This window comes from Streptomyces sp. NPDC040545 (assembly GCF_055595065.1).
In genome coordinates, this window is record NZ_JBVIWA010000041.1 from 1 (window position 1) to 20,619 (window position 20,619).

General features: G+C 75.4%; 4 protein-coding genes. All 4 read left to right on the top strand.

The annotated features are described in order from the left end of the window. The coding region (locus tag ACZ573_RS37850) for a type I polyketide synthase (protein ID WP_471313338.1) at positions 1 to 2,984 on the top strand (2,984 nt) is incomplete at its 5' end. Next, the gene (locus ACZ573_RS37855; protein WP_471313340.1) at positions 2,981 to 7,915 is read left to right on the top strand and encodes a type I polyketide synthase; all 4,935 of its coding nucleotides are present in this window, start codon (positions 2,981 to 2,983) and stop codon (positions 7,913 to 7,915) included. The genes ACZ573_RS37850 and ACZ573_RS37855, both read left to right, overlap by 4 nt. 52 nt (positions 7,916 to 7,967) lie before the next feature. Then, positions 7,968 to 18,803, top strand: a complete 10,836-nt coding sequence (locus tag ACZ573_RS37860) for a type I polyketide synthase (protein WP_471313347.1) — start codon at positions 7,968 to 7,970, stop codon at positions 18,801 to 18,803. After that, on the top strand, positions 18,800 to 20,619 hold a 1,820-nt coding region (locus ACZ573_RS37865; protein WP_471313344.1), incomplete at its 3' end, for a type I polyketide synthase. The genes ACZ573_RS37860 and ACZ573_RS37865, both read left to right, overlap by 4 nt.

Sequence of the window (20,619 nt, forward strand, 5' to 3'; positions counted from 1 at the left end):
AGGTGGACTGGGCGGGGTACTTCACCGCGGCGGGACACACACCCCGACGCGTCCCGCTTCCGACCTACGCCTTCGACAAGCAGCATTACTGGCTCACTCCCGGCCGGGCCCCGGCCGACGCAGCCGGCTCGGGCCAGGTCGCGGCGGACCACCCGCTGCTGCGCGCGGTCGTCGCCGTCCCGGGATCCGGCGGGGTACTGCTGACCGGACGGCTCTCGGTGTCGGAGAGCCCCTGGCTGGCCGACCACGTCGTCCTGGGACGGGCGCTGCTGCCCGGAACCGCCTTCGTCGAGCTCGCCCTGCGGGCCGGAGCCGAGGTCGGCCACGACACGGTGTCCGAACTGACCCTCCAGGCACCGCTGGTGCTGCCCGAAGAGGGACACGTGGCCCTCCAGGTCGCGGTGGACGCCCCGGACGACTCCGGCCGGCGGCCGGTCGCCGTCTACTCCCGGGCCGGCGCCGACGAGTCCGCCGACGGTGCCTGGATCCGCCACGCGGCCGGGTTCCTCGCGGCGGACGCCCCCGACGACGCCCCGGGATTCGACTTCGGTGCCTGGCCGCCCGCCGGCGCCGAACCCGTCGCGCTGGGCGACGCGTACGAGACCCTGGCCGGTCAGGGCTTCGACTACGGCCCGTCCTTCCAGGGGCTGCGTGCCATGTGGCGCCGCGGCGACGAGGTCTTCGCCGAGGTCGCGGGCCCCGAGGACGCCGCCCTGCACACGGCTCCCTTCGGCATCCACCCGGCCCTCCTCGATGCCGCCCTGCACGCGCAACTGCTGGACTCGGCCGGCGCCGACACCGACGGCAGCGCCGTCGGCGTCCCCCTACTGCCCTTCCTCTGGAGCGGCGTACGGCTGCGGTCCTCCGGCGCGGGCGAGCTGCGCGTACGGATGGTGCCCGCCGGGACCGGTTCGGTGGCGCTGGCCATCGCCGACCGGCACGGCACCCCCGTGGCCTCCGTCGACTCGCTGCTGGCCATGCCGGTGACGGCGGGTCAGCTCGGTGGTGGACCGGCCGATGCGCTGTTCCGGGTGCGCTGGGACGCGGCGCCCGTGTCCGAGGGCCCGGCTCCGGCCCCCCTCGACGCAGCCCTCCTCGGCGAGGGGGAGTCGGCCTTGACCGCGGCGCTGGGTGAGCGGGTGACCGTACACGCCGATCTGGCCGGCCTGAGCCGTGCCGTGGCCGGCGGAGTGCCCGCGCCCCGGCAGGTACTGCTGCCCCTGCCGGCGCAGCCGCTCGGGACCTCGGTCCCGGAGGCGGCCCGTGACGTGACGGCACGGCTGCTCGGCCGGCTCGCCGAGTGGCTGGCCGATCCCGCCTTCGCCGAGTCCCGGCTGGTGGTCGTCACCACCGGCGCCGCCGCCCGGGGCGCCGGCGCCCAGATCGACCTGGCCACCGCCCCGGCGTGGGGCGTCGTACGGTCGGCACAGGCGGAGAACCCCGGCCGGTTCGGCCTCCTCGACATCGACGGGGAAGCGGCATCGCTCCGGGCGGTGCCCGCCGCGCTCGCCACCGGCGAGCCCGAGATCGCCATCCGTGGCGGCGCCCCCTTCGTGCCGCGGCTGGCGGCCGCCACGGAGCTCCCCGCGCCGTCGCGGACCCCGTCGTGGGATCCGGCCGGAACGGTCCTCGTCACGGGCGGCACCGGAGGCCTCGGCGCCCTGCTCGCCCGGCACCTGGTCGAGGCGCACGGCGTGCGCAGGCTGCTCCTCACCAGCCGACGCGGGCCGGACGCGGCCGGCGCGAAAGAGCTCCGCGAGCGGCTCACCGGGCTCGGCGCCCACGTGGACATCGCGGCCTGCGACGTCGGCGACCGGCAGTCCGTGGCCGGCCTGCTGGCCACGGTGCCCGAGGCGCACCCGCTGGTCGCCGTGGTGCACGCCGCCGGTGTCGTCGACAACGGGGTGGTCTCTTCGCTGACCCCCGCACAGGTCGACGCGGTGATGCGGCCCAAGGCCGACGGAGCCTGGCATCTGCACGAACTGACCCGGCGGTCGGATCTAGCGGCGTTCGTGCTGTTCTCCTCCGCGGCCGGCCTGGTGCTGGGCGCGGGACAGGCCAACTACGCCGCCGCGAACGTCTTCCTGGACTCGCTCGCCGTGCACCGCAGGTCCGAGGGCCTGCCCGCCCTCTCGCTGGCGTGGGGCGCCTGGTCGGAGGACGGCGGCATGGCCGGACTCCTCGACGACACGGACCTGCGCAGGCTCGACCGGCTCGGGCTGCCGCCGATTTCCTCCGAGGACGGGCTCGCCCTCTTCGACGCGGCGCTGCCCGCGGGCGGTGTCGAGGCGCCGACCGCCGCCGGGGAGACCGGTGGGCTGCTCGTGCCGCTGAAGGTGAACCTGCCCGCGCTGCGGGCCCGTACGGACGAGATTCCTCCGGTGCTGCGCGCACTGGCGGGCGCGCCCGGCCGTGCCAAGGGCCGGGCCTCCGCCCCGGCGGCGGCCGCCGCCGGAGCCGAAGGGTTCGCCGAGCGGCTGGGCCGGGTGCCGGAGGAGGACCGCGAGACGTTCCTGACCGACATCGTGCGCGACCACGTCGCGGCGGTCCTCGGCCACGCCTCCCGGAACACGGTCGAACCGGGCCGCGCCTTCCAGGAGATGGGTTTCGACTCGCTGGCGGCTGTCGAGCTGCGCAACCAGCTCGGCGCCACGACCGGCGTACGGCTGCCCGCGACGGTGGTCTTCGACCACCCGACACCCCTCGCGCTGGCCCGTTCCCTGCGGGCGCAGATCGATCCGGCCCAGGTGGACCCCGTGCGGCCGGTGCTTGCCGAGGTGGAGCGGCTCGAAGCGGCCCTCGGCACGGTCGGGCCGGGAGCCGAGGGCCACGCCAGGGTCTCGGCGCGGCTGGCGGCGCTGGTGCGCAAGTGGCAGGACCTGCACGGCTCCGTACCGGACACCGAGCTCGGGGACGACGACCTCGACGCCGCGACGGATGAAGAGCTCTTCCAAGTGCTGGACGACGAACTGGGTATCTCGTGAACGGGCGGACCAAGGTGAACGACGACAAGCTCCGCGACTACCTGAAGCGCGCGACGGCCGACCTGCGACAGGTCCGTCGGCGCCTCCAGGAGGTCGAGACGCGGGACACGGAACCCATCGCGATCATCGGCATGAGCTGCCGCTACCCCGGCGGTGCGACCTCGCCCGAGGCGCTGTGGGAGCTGGTCGCCGAAGGCCGCGACGGCATCGGCGGGTTCCCGGCCGACCGGGGCTGGGACGCCGCGGAGATCTACGACCCGGAGCCGGGCCGGCCGGGCAGGACGTACGTCCGCGAAGGCGGGTTCCTCTACGAGGCGGGCGAGTTCGACGCCGACTTCTTCGGGATCAGTCCCTTCGACGCCCGCCGGGCCGATCCGCAGCAGCGCATCCTGCTAGAGGTCTCCTGGGAGGCCATCGAGCGGGCCGGGATCGACCCGCACTCGCTGCACGGCTCCTCGACCGGTGTGTACGCCGGCCTGATGTACCACGACTACCACGGCGGCAGCCCCGGCGGCAGCCTGGTCTCGGGCCAGGTCGCCTACACCCTCGGGCTGGAGGGCCCGGCCCTGTCCGTCGACACGGCCTGCTCCTCCTCGCTCGTCGCCATCCACCTCGCCGGCCAGGCGCTGCGCCGCGGTGACTGCACGCTGGCCCTCGCCGGCGGCGTCACCGTCATGGGCACCCCGGAGATGTTCGTCGACTTCAGCCGCCAGCGCGGCCTGGCACCCGACGGCCGCAGCAAGTCCTTCTCCAGCGACGCCGACGGCACCTCGTGGGCCGAAGGCGTCGGCGTACTCGTCCTGGAACGCCTCTCGGACGCCCGGCGCAACGGGCACCGGGTGCTGGCCGTGCTGCGCGGCTCCGCCGTCAACCAGGACGGGGCCAGCAACGGCTTCGCCGCGCCCAACGGCCCCTCCCAGGTCCGGGTCATCGAGGCCGCGCTCGCCGATGCCGGACTGACCCCGGCGGACGTGGACGCCGTCGACGCGCACGGGACCGGCACCACACTGGGCGACCCCATCGAGGCCCAGGCGCTGCTCGCCACCTACGGCCGGCACCGCGGCGCGGGCGGTGCCCCGCTGTGGCTCGGCTCGCTCAAGTCGAACTTCGGCCACGCGCAGGCCGCGGCGGGCGTGGCGGGCGTGATCAAGATGGTGCAGGCCATGCGGCACGGGACGCTGCCCAAGACCCTGCACGTGAAGGAGGCCTCGCCGCACGTGGACTGGGCCTCCGGCGCGGTGGAACTGCTCACCGAGGCCCGGGACTGGCCCCGGGCCGGGCACCCGCGCCGGGCCGGTGTGTCCTCGTTCGGCATCAGCGGCACCAACGCCCACCTGATCCTGGAAGAGGCACCCGAGCCTGAGCCGGAGCCCGAGCCGGAGCCCGAGCAGGCGCCCGACGCCAGAACCGCGGGGCCGGCCGGTACGGGCGCGGCGCCCGCCGTGACACCCCTCGTCCTGTCCGCCCGTACCCCGGACGCCCTCGCCGCGCGGGCCCGCGATCTCGCCGCCCTGCTGCTGGACCGCCCCGACGAGTCGCTCACCGACATCGGCTACTCGCTGGCCGCGACCCGCTCGGTCTTCGAACACCGGGCCGTCGCCGTGGGCACCTCCCGCGAGGAGCTGGCCGCCACCCTGCGCGAACTGGCCCGGGGCGGCTCCCCGGCGGCCGCCGTCGGCGGACTCGCCGAGGTCTCCGGCAAGACGGTCTTCGTCTTCCCCGGCCAGGGCTCCCAGTGGGACGGAATGGCGACCCGCCTGCTCGCGGAGTCCCCCGCCTTCGCCGAGAGCATCGCCGCCTGCGACCGGGCCCTCGCGCCGTTCACCGGCTGGTCCCTGACGGCCGTCCTCAAGGGCGGGGCCGACGCCCCGCCCGCCGAGCGCGTGGACGTCGTACAGCCCGTGCTGTGGGCCGTGATGGTCTCCCTGGCCGCCGTCTGGCGCGCGCACGGCATCGAACCGGACGCCGTCATCGGCCACTCCCAGGGCGAGATCGCCGCCGCGACCGTCTCGGGGGCCTTGTCCCTGGAGGACGGGGCGCGCGTGGTCGCCCTGCGCAGCCTGGCGATCCTGGAGGCGCTCGGCAACCGGGGCGGCGGCATGCTGTCCGTGGGGCTCTCCGCCGAACAGGTGGCGCCGCGGCTGCAGCGCTGGGACGGCCGGATCTCGCTCGCCGCCGACAACGGCGCCCGCTCCGCCGTCCTCTCGGGCGACGGCGAAGCGCTCGACGGGCTCCAGGCCGAACTGACCGCCGAGGACATCAGGGCCAAGCGCGTCCCGGTGGACTACGCCTCCCACTCGGCGCACGTCGAACTCATCGAGGACCGGCTGCTCGCCGACCTCGCGCCGCTCGCGCCCCGCGTGGCGGACGTCCCCATGCTCTCGACCGTCACCGGCGAATGGGTCGACGGCAGCGGCCTGGACGCGCGCTACTGGTACGCCAACCTCCGCAACACGGTCCGGTTCGCCCCGGTCGTACGGGAACTGGCCGAGCTCGGGCACGCGCTGTTCGTCGAGAGCAGCGCCCACCCCGTGATCGCGCTCAGCATCCAGGAGACCCTGGACGACCTCGGCCACGACGCCGCCGTCACCGGCACGCTGCGCCGCGACGACGGGGGCCTGGACCGCTTCCTGACCTCCCTCGCCGAAATCCACGTCCGGGGCGCGACGGTGGACTGGGCGGCCCTGTTCCCCGGCGCCACCGCGGTGGACCTGCCGACCTACCCCTTCCAGCGCCGGACCTACTGGCTGGAGAGCGGGCAGCCGGCCGCTGCCGGCCCTGGATCCCCCGGCACCGCCCCCGCCGACCAGGCGTTCTGGACGGAGATCGAGCGGGCGGACCTGACGGCGCTCGGAACCCGCCTGAACCTGGCGCCCGACACCCTCGGCCCGGTCGTGCCCGCCCTCGCGGCCTGGCGCCGCGACCGGACCGAGGCCACGATCGCCGACTCCTGGCGCTACCGCGTCGAATGGCGGCCGCTGACCGGAGCCGGCGCGCGCCCCGGCACGCTCCAGGGCACCTGGCTGGTGGTCGTCCCCGCCGACACCCCGGCCGCCGACACGATCGCGGACGGCCTGGAACGGCTGGGCGCGGACACCGTACGCCTGCGGTCCGCGGACACCGACCGGACCAAGCTGGCCGAGCAGATCACCTGCGCCCTCGACGGCCGGCCCCTTGCGGGCGTGCTCTCGCTCCTGGCCCTCGACACCCGGGAGGACCCTGCCCATCCCGCCTTCCGCGCGGGCACCGCGGCGACCCTCACCCTGCTCCAGGGCCTGGCCGACGCGGAGGTCACCGCCCCGTTCTGGGGGGTGACCCGGGGTGCCGTCGCCGTCGACCGGTTCGAGGACGTCGACCCGTCCGCCGCCGCGCTGTGGGGGACCGCCACCGTCTGCTCGCTGGACTTCCCCGACACCTGGGGCGGCCTGGTGGACCTTGCCGCCGACCTCGACGACCGCGCGCTCGGCCTGCTGGTCGCCGCCCTGGCCGGCCAGGGCGGCGAGGACCAGCTCGCCGTCCGCCGGGGCGGGGTCTTCGCCCGGCGCATGGTCCGCGCCCCCCTGGGCGACGCGGAGCCCACCCGCACCTGGCGGCCCCGCGGCACGGTCCTGGTCACCGGGGGCACCGGCGCGATCGGTGGCCGGATCGCCCGCTGGCTGGCGGAGAACGGCGCCGGGCACCTCGTACTGACGAGCAGGCGCGGCCCCGACGCCGACGGCGCCGCGCGACTTGCGGACGAACTGCGCGCCCTGGGTGCGGAAGTGACCCTTGCCGCCTGTGACGTGTCCGACGGCCAGGCGGTCGCGGAGCTGCTCGCCGCCCTGCCCGAGGAGCAGCCCCTGACCGCGGTGTTCCACGCAGCCGGGGTGCTGCCCGAGGAGCCCGGACTGACCCGGACCACCACGGCCGAGTTCGCGGAGGCCACCCTCGGCAAGACGGCGGGTGCCCTGCACCTGCACCGGCTGCTCGGCGACCGGGAGCTGGACGCCTTCGTGCTGTTCTCCAGCGGAGCCGCGGTCTGGGGCACCGCCGGACGTCCCGCCTACGGAACGGCCAACGCCTTCCTCGACGGCCTCGCCCAGCACCGCCGGGCCCGGAACCTGCCGGTGACCTCGGTCGCCTGGGGTTCCTGGGGCGGCGGCGGCATGGTCGACGAGCAGGTCGACACCCAACTGAGCAGGACGGGACTGGCCACCATGGACCCCGCGGCCGCCATCGGCGCCCTCCAGCGGGCCCTGGACCACGAAGAGTGCCACCTGGTGGTCGCCGACATCGACTGGACCGTCTTCGCCCCGGTGTACGCGCTGGCCCGGCCGAGGCCGCTGCTCGCCGAACTGCCCGAGGCCGTGGCCGCCCTCGGCGGAGACACGACGGACACCGTCGACGACGACCGGGCCGGCTCCGCACTGGCCGGACGGCTCACCGAGGTCACCCCGGCCGAGCGCGAACGGCTGTTGCTGGACCTCGTACGGACCCAGGTGGCGGCGGTGCTCGGACACGACGGGCCCTCCGACGTGGAGCCGAACCGCGCCTTCAAGGCCCTCGGGTTCGACTCGGTCGGCGCCGTCGACCTGCGCAACCGGCTGAACGCCGCGACCGGACTGCGGCTGCCGGCCACCGCCGTCTTCGACTACGCCACGCCCAGGGCGCTCGCGGAGCACCTGGACCACAAGCTCGGCGGCGGCCAGGACCTCGGTTCCGAGTCCGCGGTGCCGGTGCTGTCCGTACTCGACCGCCTCGAAGCCCTCGTGGCCGCCATGTCCCGCGAAGAGATCGAAAGCACCCGGATGACGTCCCGGCTGCAGGTTCTCGTCGGCGGACTGCACCAGACCCTCGCCGGCGACGCCGGCACGGCCGTCTCCGACCGGCTCGAAAGCGCGACGGCGGAAGACGTCTTCGCCCTGATCGACCAGGAGTGGGGAGTCGAGTGATCCCGACCGCTCCGCCCCGCCGCCGCCCGTACCGAATGAACGACAAGAGGACCTGATGGCTGACGAAGACAAGCTCCTCGAGTACCTGAAGCGCGCCACCGCCAACCTGCACCAGACCCGGGAGCGGCTGCGCGAACTCGAGACCGCCGACCGCGAACCCATCGCGATCGTGGGGATGAGCTGCCGCTACCCCGGAGACGTACGGTCACCGGAGGACCTGTGGCGGATCGTGGACGAGGGAACCGACGCCATCGGCCCCTTCCCCACGGACCGCGGATGGAACCTGGACTCGCTCTACGACGCGGACCCCGACAACCCCGGCACCAGCTACGTCCGGGACGGCGGATTCGTCAGCGGCGCGGGCGACTTCGACGCCTCGCTGTTCGGCATCTCGCCCCGCGAGGCGCTGGCCATGGACCCGCAGCAGCGCCTGGTCCTCGAACTGGCCTGGGAGGCCCTGGAACGGGCCCGGATCGCCCCCGACGCGCTGCGCCAGGCGCAGGTGGGCGTCTTCGTGGGCAGCGGCGAGCGAGGCTACTACGACGACCTGCCCACCGACGTCGTCGGCGCCGACTACCTGAGCACGGGCAACGCCGCGTCGGTGATCTCCGGCCGGGTGTCGTACACCCTCGGCCTGGAGGGTCCCTCCCTCACGGTCGACACCGCCTGCTCCTCCTCGCTCGTCGCCCTGCACCTGGCGAGCCAGGCGCTCCGCCAGCGCGAGTGCTCGCTGGCGCTGGCCGGCGGCGTCATGGTGATGTCCACCCCCGGACCGTTCGTCGCCTTCAGCAAGCAGCGCGGTCTGGCCGCGGACGGCAGGTGCAAGGCCTTCTCCGACGACGCCGACGGCACCGGATGGTCGGAAGGCGCCGGAACCCTGGTGCTGGAGCGCCTCTCCGACGCGCGCCGCAACAACCACCGGGTCCTGGCCGTGATCCGCGGCTCGGCCGTCAACTCCGACGGCGCCTCCAACGGGCTGACGGCCCCCAACGGCCCCTCGCAGCAGCGCGTCATCCGGCAGGCCCTGGCCAACGCGGGCCTCTCCGCCGCGGACGTCGACGCCGTCGAGGGACACGGCACGGGCACGACCCTGGGCGACCCCATCGAGGCCCAGGCCGTCCTCGCCGCCTACGGCCAGAACCGCCCCGAGGGCCATCCGCTGTGGCTCGGCTCGCTGAAGTCCAACATCGGACACACCCAGGGCGCCGCGGGCGTCGCCGGTGTCATCAAGATGGTGATGGCGCTCCAGCACGAGGTGCTGCCCGCGACCCTGCACGTGTCCGAGCCCTCGCGGCAGGTCGACTGGTCCGCCGGCGACGTACGGCTGCTCACCGCTCCCCGCCCGTGGCCCGCCGGAGAGCGGGCGCGCCGGGCCGGTGTCTCCTCCTTCGGCGTCAGCGGCACCAACGCGCACCTGGTCCTGGAAGAAGCCCCGCGGGACGAGGCCGACGCCCCGGACACCCCGCAGGAGCGGCCCGACGGCCGGATCGCGGACTGGCCCACGGGCGTTCCCGTCCCCTGGGCGCTGTCCGGACACACCGCGGGGGCGCTGCGCGCCCAGGCCGGGCGGCTGCACGGGCAGCTGACCGCGCAGGGCGGCGGGGCGCTGGACATCGGCTGGTCCCTGGCGACCACCCGCGCGACCCTCGACCACCGTGCCGTCGTCCTCGCCGAGAGCGTCGGCCACGGCATCGAGGCGCTCGCCGCGCTCGCCGCGGGCGAGGCCCACCCGTACGTGGTGAGCGGCGGCGCCGGAGACGGCGGCCAGGTCGCCTTTCTCTTCTCCGGACAGGGCGCGCAGCGTGTCGGCATGGGCCGCGAACTGTACGAGGCCTTCCCCGAGTTCGCCGTCGGGCTCGACGAGGTCTGCGCCGCCTTCGACCGCCACCTGGACCGCCCGCTGCGCGAGGTGATCTTCGAGGACGCCGATGCCCTCGGCCGTACCGAGTACACCCAGCCCGCGCTCTTCGCCGTCGAGGTCGCCCTGGTCCGTCTGCTCGCGGCGTGGGGGGTCCGCCCCGACGTGCTGCTGGGCCACTCCATCGGCGAGCTCGTCGCCGCCCACGTCGCCGGGGTGTTCTCGCTCGCCGACGCCGCCGAACTGGTCGCCGCCCGCGGCCGGCTCATGCAGGCGCTGCCCGAGGGCGGTGCGATGACCGCCGTACGGGCGACCGAGGAGGAGGTACGGCCGCTGCTGGAGGGGCGGATCTCCATCGCCGCCGTCAACGGCCCCTCGTCCGTGGTGGTCTCGGGCGAGGCGGAGGCGGTCCACGCCCTCGCCGCCCGGTTCGAGGAGCAGGGCCGCACCACGCGCGCCCTGCGCGTCTCGCACGCCTTCCACTCGCCGCTCATGGACGCCATGCTGGAGGACTTCAGGAAGGTGGCCGGGCGACTGGAGTACGGGGCTCCCTCGCTGCCGGTCGTGTCCAACCTGACCGGCGCCGTCGCCTCGGCGGACGAACTGGCCGACCCGGAGTACTGGGTCCGCCACGTGCGCGAAGCCGTCCGCTTCCACGACGGCGTCCGCAGGCTGGAAGCCGGGGGAGCGACCCGCTTCGTCGAGGTCGGCCCCGACGGGGTGCTCGCCGCGCTCGTTCCCGACGCCCTGGACGACGGCCGCGACGCCGTCATGGTTCCGCTGCTGCGCAAGGACCGTCCCGAGCCGAACGCGCTGCTGGCGGCCCTGGCACGGCTGCACGTCAGCGGTGTCACGGCGGACTGGGGCGCCGCCTGCTCCGGTGCCGACACCGTCGAGCTGCCCACGTACGCCTTCCAGCACCGCCGGTACTGGGTCGAGGGCCGGGGGAAGGCCGACGACGTGGCCGCCGCAGGGCTGGAACCGGCCGGCCATCCGCTGCTCGGCGCCGCGATCACCCTCGCCGACGGCGAGGGCGTGGTCCTGTCCGGCCGGCTCTCGACCGACGGGCAGCCCTGGCTGGCCGACCACCGGGTCGGTGACGCCGTCACCCTGCCGGGCACCGCCTTCCTGGAGCTGGTCACCCGCGCCGCCGACCAGGCCGGCTGCGGCCGCGTCGACGAACTGACCCTGGGCGCTCCGCTGGTGCTGCCCGAGCACGGCGGCGTCCGCCTCCAGGTCGTGGTCGGGGGCGGCGACGCCGCCGGAGCCCGCTCCGTCACCGTGCACTCCCTGGCGGAGGCCGCGGAGGCCGACACCCCGTGGACCACCCACGCCACCGGCGTCCTCGCCCCCGCCACCGCGCGCGGCGGCGAAGAGCTCATCGCATGGCCGCCCGCGGAGGCCGAGGAGGTCGCGCTCGGCTCCCTCTACGAGGACTTCGCCGACTCCGGACTCGTGTACGGCCCGGCCTTCCAGGCCCTGCGGGCGGTCTGGCGGCGCGGCGAGGAGATCTTCGCCGAGGTGCGCCTCCCCCAGGACACGGCTGACGAGGCCGCCGGCTTCGGTCTGCACCCCGCCGCCCTGGACGCCGCCACGCACGCACTGCGGGTGGCCGGCCGGGACCACGAGGACGGGCCCGGCCGGGTCCCCTTCTCCTGGAACGGGGTCGAACTCCACGCGTCCGGCGCCTCGGTGCTGCGGGTGCGCTTCACCCCTCTGGACGACGACTCCTTCGCCGTGGCCCTCGCGGACACGACGGGCGCGCCCGTCGCCTCCGTCGCCGCGGCCGTGTTCCGCCCGGTGGCCCCGCTGAGGCTGACCGGCAGCTCCGGCCGGCTGCCGCTGTACGGGCTGGACTGGGTCCCCGTACCGGCCGGCCGGGAGCAGGCGCCGCCGGTGGCGTACGCCGCGCTCGCCGAGGCCGTTGCCGGGGCCGCACGGGGGCAGTCCGTCCCGGGCGTCCTGCTGCTCGACCTGCGGAGCGAGGCCACCGCCGACGAGGAGATCACCGACGCGGTCGCCGTGACGGCGGCCGTCCACCGCGCCTCGTACGAGGCGCTGGACTGCGTGCAGGGCTGGCTGGCCGACGAGCGCTTCGCGGACACCACCCTCGTCGTCGTCACCCGGGGAGCCGTCGCGGCCGACGACGCCGGGGTCACCGCCCTGGCGGCGGCGCCGGTCTGGGGCCTGCTCCGCTCTCTCCAGGCGGAACACCCTGGCCGGTGCGTGCTGATCGACGCCGGTCCCGGCACCGACCTGCCGACCGCGCTGCCGGTGGCGCTCGCCTCCGGTGAGCCGCAACTGGCCTTCCGTGACGGGGCGCTGCTCGTCCCCCGCCTCAAGGCGCGGCGTCCCGCGCCCCCGGCCGAGGACGCCGGCACCGGATTCGGCCCCGACGGCACCGTCCTGATCACCGGCGCCTCCGGTGGCATCGGCCGGGCGGTCGCCCGCCACCTCGTCACCGAGCACGGCGTGCGGAACCTGCTGCTGCTCAGCCGCGGCGGCCGCGGCGGCCTCGGCGACCTGATCGCGGAACTGGCCGAGGCCGGGGCGGAGGCGCGGGCCGAGGCCTGCGACGTCGCCGACCGCGACGCCCTCGCCCGCGCCCTGGCCACGATCCCCGCGGACCGTCCGCTCGCCGCAGTCGTCCACGCCGCCGGCGTCCTGGACGACGGGGTGGTCACCGCCCTGACGCCCGAGCGGCTCGCCGCCGTCCTGCGTCCCAAGGCGGACGCCGCGCTCAACCTGCACGAGCTGACCGCCGGCTCCGGCCTGTCCGCCTTCGTGCTGTTCTCCTCGGTCTCCGGCCTGCTCGGTGCCCCCGGGCAGGGCAACTACGCGGCGGCGAACGCCGTCCTCGACGGCCTGGCCGCGCACCGGCGCGCCCAGGGCCTGCCGGCCCGCTCCCTGGCCTGGGGCCTGTGGGGCGAGGCGGGCGGCATGGCGGACACCCTCGACGCGGCGGACCGCGAACGGCTCGCCCGCGGCGGGATCCTGCCGCTGACGACCGCCGAGGGCATCGCCCTCTTCGACGCCGCGGCGCACCACACGGACGAGGCCCTCCTGGCCCCCGTCCACCTGGACCTCGCGGCCCTGCGCGCGAGGGGCCAGGTGCCCGCCGCCCTGCGCGCCCTGACCGGCCCCGCCCCCCGGCGGACCGCCGGGGCCGCGGATCTGCGTGCTGTCCCGGCGGACGGCTCCCCGGCGGTCTCCCGGCTGGCCGGCCTGCCCGAGGCCGAACGCGCCGACGCCGTCCTGGAACTGGTGCGGACGTACGCCGCCGCGGTGCTCGGCCACGGCTCACCGGACGACATCGCCCCGCACAAGGAGTTCCAGCAGCTCGGCTTCGACTCGCTGACGGCCGTGGAGCTGCGCAACCAGCTCAACGAGGCCACCGGCCTGCGGCTGCCGGCCACGCTCGTCTTCGACTACCCGACCTCCGGTGCCCTGGCCGGACACCTGCTCGCCGAGCTCGCCGGCACCGCGGGCACCGCGGGGACCGCGGACCACCGGACCCGGGTCACCGGCGCGGCCCTCGGGGCCGACGAGGCGATCGCGATCGTCGGTATGGCCTGCCGCCTGCCGGGCGGACTGAACTCGCCCGCGGACCTGTGGCGGCTGCTCGACGAGGGCGGCGACGCGATAGGGGACTTCCCGGCCGACCGCGGCTGGGACCTGGAGAGCCTCTACGACCCGGACCGCAAGCGCCCGGGCACCAGCTACGTCCGCGAGGGCGGGTTCGTGCACGGGGCGGGCGAGTTCGACGCCGGGTTCTTCGGGGTCTCCCCGAAGGAGGCGCCCCTGATCGACCCCCAGCAGCGGCTGCTGCTCGAAGCCTCCTGGGAGGCGCTGGAGCGGGCCGGCATCGACCCCGGCTCCCTGAAGGGCAGCGCCACCGGCGTCTACGCCGGTGTGCAGTACCACGACTACGTCGGCAGCAACAGCACCGGCGCGATCGTCACGGGCCGGGTCGCCTACACCCTCGGCCTGGAGGGCCCCGCGGTCAGCGTCGACACGGCCTGCTCCTCCTCCCTCGTGGCGATGCACTGGGCCGCCCAGGCGCTGCGCCAGAACGAGTGCTCGCTCGCCCTGGCCGGCGGCGTGACGGTGATGGCGACCCCGGAGACCTTCATCGAGTTCAGCCGGCAGGGCGGACTGGCGGCGGACGCCCGCTGCAAGGCCTTCGCCGACGGCGCCGACGGCACCGCCTGGTCCGAGGGCGTCGGCATGATCGTCCTGGAACGCCTCTCCGACGCGCGGCGCAACGGGCACCAGGTGCTCGCCGTACTGCGCGGCAGCGCGATCAACCAGGACGGCACCTCCAACGGCCTGACGGCACCCAACGGTCCCGCCCAGCAGCGCGTGATCCGGCAGGCGCTCGCCAACGCCGGGCTCACCGCCGCCGACATCGACGCCGTCGAGGCGCACGGCACCGGCACCAGCCTCGGCGACCCGATCGAGGCGCAGGCCCTGCTGGCGACCTACGGCCGTGAGCGGACCGCCGAGCGTCCGCTGCTGATCGGCTCCGTCAAGTCGAACATCGGCCACACCCAGGCCGCGGCCGGCGTCGCCGGAGTGATCAAGATGGTCGAGGCCCTGCGCCACGGCCGGCTCCCCGCGACCCTGCACGTCGGCGAGGTCTCGCGACAGGTCGACTGGTCCGCGGGGAACGTACGGGTGCTCACCGAGCCGACGGCCTGGGAGTCCGAGGCCGGCGCGCCGCGCCGCGCGGGCATCTCCTCCTTCGGTGTCAGCGGCACCAACGCGCACGTGATCATCGAGGAGCCCTCCGGGGCACAGGACCGCGCCACGGCCCCGGACACCGCGGACGAGGCCCCCGACGCCTACGAGGTACCCCTGCTGTGGCCGGTCTCCGCGCGCGGCGGCGCCGCGCTGCGGGCCCAGGCCGAAGGGCTCCTGGCCCACCTGGACGAGGACCCCGACCAGGATCTGGCCGCCGTCGGGCACGCGCTCGCCACCACCCGCTCCGCCTTCGACCACCGGGCCGTCGTCATCGGCCGCCGGCGGCCGGAGTTCCTGCGCGGGCTGATGGCGCTCGCGGACGGCGAGGAGGCACCCGGCCTCGTCCAGGGCGAGGCCGGAGGCGGCGGACGGACCGCATTCCTCTTCGCGGGACAGGGCGCCCAGCGCCTGGGCATGGGCCTCGAACTCGCGGCGGACCGGCCGCGTTTCGCCGAGGCCTTCGAGGAGGTGTGCGCGCAGCTGGACCACCACCTCGGGGACCGCCTCGGCCGCCCCCTGCGCGAGGTGATCGTCACCGGCGCCGAAGCGCTGGACGACACCCTCGGCACACAGGCGGCGCTGTTCGCCGTCGAGGTGGCCCTCTTCCGGCTGCTCGAATCACTGGGCATCACGCCCGACGCGGTCGCCGGACACTCCATCGGCGAGCTGGCCGCGGCCCACGTGGCGGGCGTCCTCTCGCTCCCCGACGCGGCGGCCCTGGTCGCCGCCCGCGGCCGCCTCATGAGCGACCTGCCCACGGGCGGCACGATGGTGGCCGTCTCCGCGGCCGAGGGCGACGTACGCGAGCGGATCACCGCCACCGGCGGCGGTGTGGACATCGCCGCCGTCAACGGGCCGCGCTCGGTGGTCGTCTCCGGCCCGGAGGACGCCGTGCTGGACATCGCCGCGCACTTCGAGGCACACGGTGCGCGTACCAAGCGGCTACGGGTCTCGCACGCCTTCCACTCGGCCCTCATGGAGCCCATGCTGGACGCGTTCCGCGAGGTCGCGGCCGGACTCACCTTCCACGCACCCCGCATCCCGCTCGTGTCCACCGTGACCGGCCGGGAGACCGGCGGCGAGGAACTCGCCGCGCCCGAGTACTGGGCCGGACAGGTTCGCGGCACCGTCCGCTTCCACGACGCCGTGCGCGCCCTGGAGGCCAGGGGCGTGACCCGGTACGTCGAACTCGGCCCCGACGCCACCCTGACGGCGATGGCGCAGGACTGCCTCGAAGCCGACGACGACGGCGGTTCCGGCAGCACCCTGGTGCCCACCCTCAGTCGCAGCGAGCCGGAGAGCGCCGCCTTCGCCACGGCGCTGGCCCGGCTCCACGTCAGCGGGGTGTCCCCCGACTGGCAGGCGCTGTTCGACGGCCTGGTGACCGGGGCCCGTCCCGCCCAGCTGCCGACCTACCCCTTCCAACGCCAGCGGTACTGGACCGACAGCTCCACCCCGGGCTCCGGCGCCGGAGCCGAGGACCACCCGCTGCTGGGCGCGCCCATCGAGCTCGCCGATGCCGAAGGCCTGCTGTTCACCGGGCGGCTCTCCGTCGGCAGCCACCCGTGGCTCGCCGACCACGCCGTCGGCGGGGCCGTGGTCTTCCCCGGCACCGGCTTCGTCGAGATGGCCGCCCACGCGGGTGACGCCGCGGGCGCCGGCCTGCTGGAGGAGCTGACCATCGAGGCGCCGCTGGTGCTGCCGGAACGTTCCGGGGTACGCGTCCAGTGCGTCGTCGGTGCACCGGACGCCCAGGGAGCCCGCCGGTTCACCGTCCACTCCAGCCCGGACGGCGCCGCCGCGCTGCCCTGGATCCGCCACGCCACCGGCGTCCTGGCGCCCGCCGGGCGCCCCGCCGCGTTCGGCCTGGCCGAGTGGCCGCCGGCCGGCGCCGAACCCGTATCGCTGGACGGGGTGTACGAGGACCTCGCCGAGGGCGGCCTGGTCTACGGCCCTGCCTTCCGCGGCCTGCGCGCCGCCTGGCGGCGCGGGGACGAGGCCTTCGCCGAGGTGGCCCTGCCCTCCTCGGAGCTGGCCGAGGCCGAGCGGTTCGGGCTGCACCCGGCCCTGCTCGACGCCGCGCTGCACACCATCGGACTCAGCTCCGCCGGAGCGGGCAGCCGTGCGGTTCCCTTCACCTGGGAGAAGGTGGCCCTGCACGCCGTCGGGGCCGGGTCCCTGCGCGTCCACGTCCGGCCGGTCGGCACCGACCAGGCCGCCCTCGACGTGGCCGACGCCACCGGGGCGCCCGTGGCCTCCGTCGGCTCGCTCCTGCTGCGCCCGATGGGCCCGGTCCAGGCCCCGCAGGCGGCGTCCACGGTGCCGGTGGAGTCCCTCTACCGTCTCGACTGGCAGCGCCTGACCCTGAACGCGACGGCCGCCAAGGGCCGGTGGAGCGTGCTGGGCGAGGACGGCCGGGGCCTGGCCGCGGCCCACGGCGCCGACGTGGCCGCCGACCTGGACGCGGCGGCGGGCAGCGACACCCTGCTCCTCCCTTGCGCCGGAACGCCCGGCGAGCCGGTCTCACCCGGCCCGGAGACCCACCGGGTGCTCGCCCTCCTCCAGTCGTGGCTGGCCGACGACCGGTTCGCCGCCTCGCGGCTGATCGTCGTCACCCGGTCGGCGGTCTCGGTGGACGGCGGGGAGCTGCGGGACCTCTCCGGGGCGACCCTCTCCGGACTCGTCCGGTCCGCCCAGGCCGAGTACCAGGACGACCGCATCGTCTTGGTGGACCTGGACGACCACGAGGCCTCGGCCGCCCTGCTGCCCGCGCTCCTCGACGCGGGCGAGCCCCACCTCGCGGTCCGCGAGGGAGGCGCGTGGGTGCCGCGCCTGGCCCCGGTCCACGCGACCGGCGCCGCAACGGCTCCCGTCCGCAAGGGCGAGTACGGCGAGAAGACCGTCCTGGTCACCGGCGCGTTCGGCGCCCTGGGCCGGCTGATCGCCCGCCACCTGGTCGCCGAACACGGAGTCCGGTACCTGCTGCTGGCCTCACGGCGCGGCTCCGGCACCCCCGGAGCCGCCGAGTTGCGGACCGAACTGGAACAGCTCGGTGCGCGGGTGACGATCGCCCCCTGCGACGTGAGCGACCGGGAGGCGACGGCGGCCATGCTCGCCGCGGTCCCGGCCGAGCACCCGCTGGGCGCCGTGGTGCACGTCGCGGGCGTCCTGGACGACGGCGTGATCTCCTCGCTCACCCCCGACCGGGTGGACAACGTGCTGCGGCCCAAGGCCGAAGCGGCGCTCAACCTGCACGAGCTGACCTCCTGCATGGACCTGTCGGCGTTCGTCCTGTTCTCCTCGGCGGCCGGTGTGCTCGGCGCCCCGGGACAGGGCAACTACGCGGCGGCCAACGCCTTCCTCGACGCGCTCGCCGTACGGCGCAGGGCTGCCGGCCTGCCCGCGGTCTCCCTGGCGTGGGGGCTGTGGGGCGCCGAGGGCAGCGGCATGGCCGCGGGCCTCGCGGACGTCGACAGCAAGCGGATCTCCGACACGGGTGTCGCGGCGCTCTCGCCCGAGGAGGGGCTGCGGCTCTTCGACACCGCCCTGGGCCGCGACGAGGCCCTGCTGCTGCCGATCCGGATCGACAGCGCGGCCCTGGAGGGTCACGGCGACGGGCTTCCGCCGCTCCTGCGCGGCCTGGTCCGGGCACCCGCCCGGCGCACGGCCCAGCAGCAGCCCCCCGCCGAGACCGGGAAGCTGCGGGACCGGCTGGCCGCCATGCCGGCCCACCGCCGGGTGTCGGCCGTACTCGATCTCGTACGGACGCACGCGGCCGCGCTGCTCGGCCACGACGGCACCGACGCGGTCGAGCCCGACCGGGCCTTCAACGAGGTGGGTTTCGACTCCCTCACCGCGGTGGGCCTGCGCAACAAGCTCACCCTGGTCACCGGGATGAGGCTGCCGGCCAGCATGATCTTCGACTACCCGAACCCGCGGGTACTGGCCGAGTTCCTGGTCTCGGAGCTGGCACCCGCCGGCTCCCCGGAGCCCGTCGCGGCGGACGGCCCGGACACCCGGTCCGGTGACGCGGAGCGGCTCACCGATGACCGGATCCGGGGGCTGCTGGCCTCCATCGACCCGGACGCCCTGCGGGGGAGCGGGCTGCTGGAGCGCCTGCTGACACTCGCGGAACCGACGGCCACGGCCGTGGGCACACCTGCCGAGGATCCCGACGGGGCCGCGACGGCCGACGTCGACGCTCTGGACACCGAGGCACTGATCAACATGGCGATCGCCGGGGCCGGCTCCGACGACGCGACGCGCGACTGGGACGGGGAACTGTGATGGCACAGCAGGAAGACAAGCTGGTCGACGCGCTGCGCGCGTCACTGAAGGAGACCCAGCGGCTGCGGGAGCAGAACCGCAAGCTTGCGTCCGCCGCCGGCGAACCGATCGCGATCATCGGCATGGCCTGCCGCTTCCCGGGCGGCGTCCGCACCCCCGAGGACCTGTGGGAGCTGCTGGAGAACGGCCGCGAGGGGCTCGGGGCCTTCCCCGGCGACCGCGGCTGGGACCTGGAGCGGCTCTACGACCCGACGGGGGAGCGGCCCGGCACCAGCTACGTCCGCGAGGGCGGATTCCTCTACGACGCACCCGAGTTCGACGCCGACCTGTTCGGCATCAGCCCGCGCGAAGCCCTGCTGATGGACCCGCAGCAGCGGCTGCTGCTGGAAACCGGCTGGGAGGCACTGGAGCGGTCCGGGATCGCCCCCTCCTCGGTGAAGGGCTCCCGCACCGGCGTGTTCGCCGGCGTGATGTACCACAACTACCCCGGCCACTACGGATCGTCGGGCGTGATCTCCGGCCGTGTGGCCTACACCTTCGGGCTCGAGGGCCCGGCGGTCACCATCGACACGGCCTGCTCCTCCTCCCTGGTCGCCCTGCACCTCGCGGCCCAGTCCCTGCGCCAGGGCGAATGCGATCTCGCCCTGGTCGGCGGCGTCTCGGTCATGGCGACCCCGCGCACCTTCGTCGAGTTCAGCATCGACGGCACCCTGTCCAGCGACGGGCGCTGCCGGGCGTTCGCGGCGGCGGCGGACGGCACCGGCTGGTCCGAGGGCGTCGGCATGCTGGCGGTCGAAAAGCTGTCGGACGCGCGCCGCAACGGACACCCCGTCCTCGCGGTGATCCGCGGCAGCGCCGTGAACCAGGACGGCGCCAGCAACGGCATGACCGCGCCGAACGGTCCCGCCCAACAGCGTGTGATCCGCCAGGCCCTGAGGGCGGCGGGCATCTCCGCCGCCGAGGTAGACGTGGTGGAGGCACACGGCACGGCGACCGCGCTGGGTGACCCGATCGAGGCGCAGGCGCTGTTGGCGACCTACGGTCAGGGCCGGCCGTCCGGCCGTCCGCTGTGGCTCGGTTCGGTCAAGTCGAACATCGGGCATACGCAGGCCGCTGCGGGTGTGGCGGGTGTGATCAAGATGGTGCAGGCGTTGCGCCACGGGGTGCTGCCGAAGACCCTGCACGTGGACGAGCCCTCGCCGCAGGTGGACTGGAGCGCGGGGGCGGTGGAGCTCCTCACGGAGCAGCGTGCGTGGCCCGCGGGCGAAGGCCCCCGCCGGGCCGGCGTGTCCTCCTTCGGCATGAGCGGCACCAACGCACACGTCGTGCTCGAACAGGCCCCCGAGCCGGCCGCGCCCGCCGACGGGGACGCGGCACCCGCAGCGGCCACCCCCGTCCTGGCCTGGCCGCTCTCCGCCCGTTCCCCCGAGGCGCTGCGCGAGCAGGCCGCCCGGCTGCTCGCCCGTACCGCCTCCGGCGCGGCCGCGGACGACGCGGCCGTCGGCCTCTCGCTAGCCACCACCCGCTCCCTGCTGGAGCACCGGGCCGTCGTGACCGGCACGGACCACGAGGAACTGCTCACGGGCCTGCGGGCCCTCGCCGAGGGCGGCAACGCCCCCGGCCTGGCGGTGGGCAGCGCCCGCACCGAGGCCAAGACGGCCTTCCTGTTCTCGGGGCAGGGGTCGCAGCGGGTGGGGATGGGTCGTGAACTGGCTTCTGTTTTCCCGGTGTTCGCGGATGCGTTCGGTGTGGTGGTGGGGGAGCTGGACCGGCATCTGGGTGTGGCGGGTCTGCGTCCGCTGGCCGAGGTGATCGG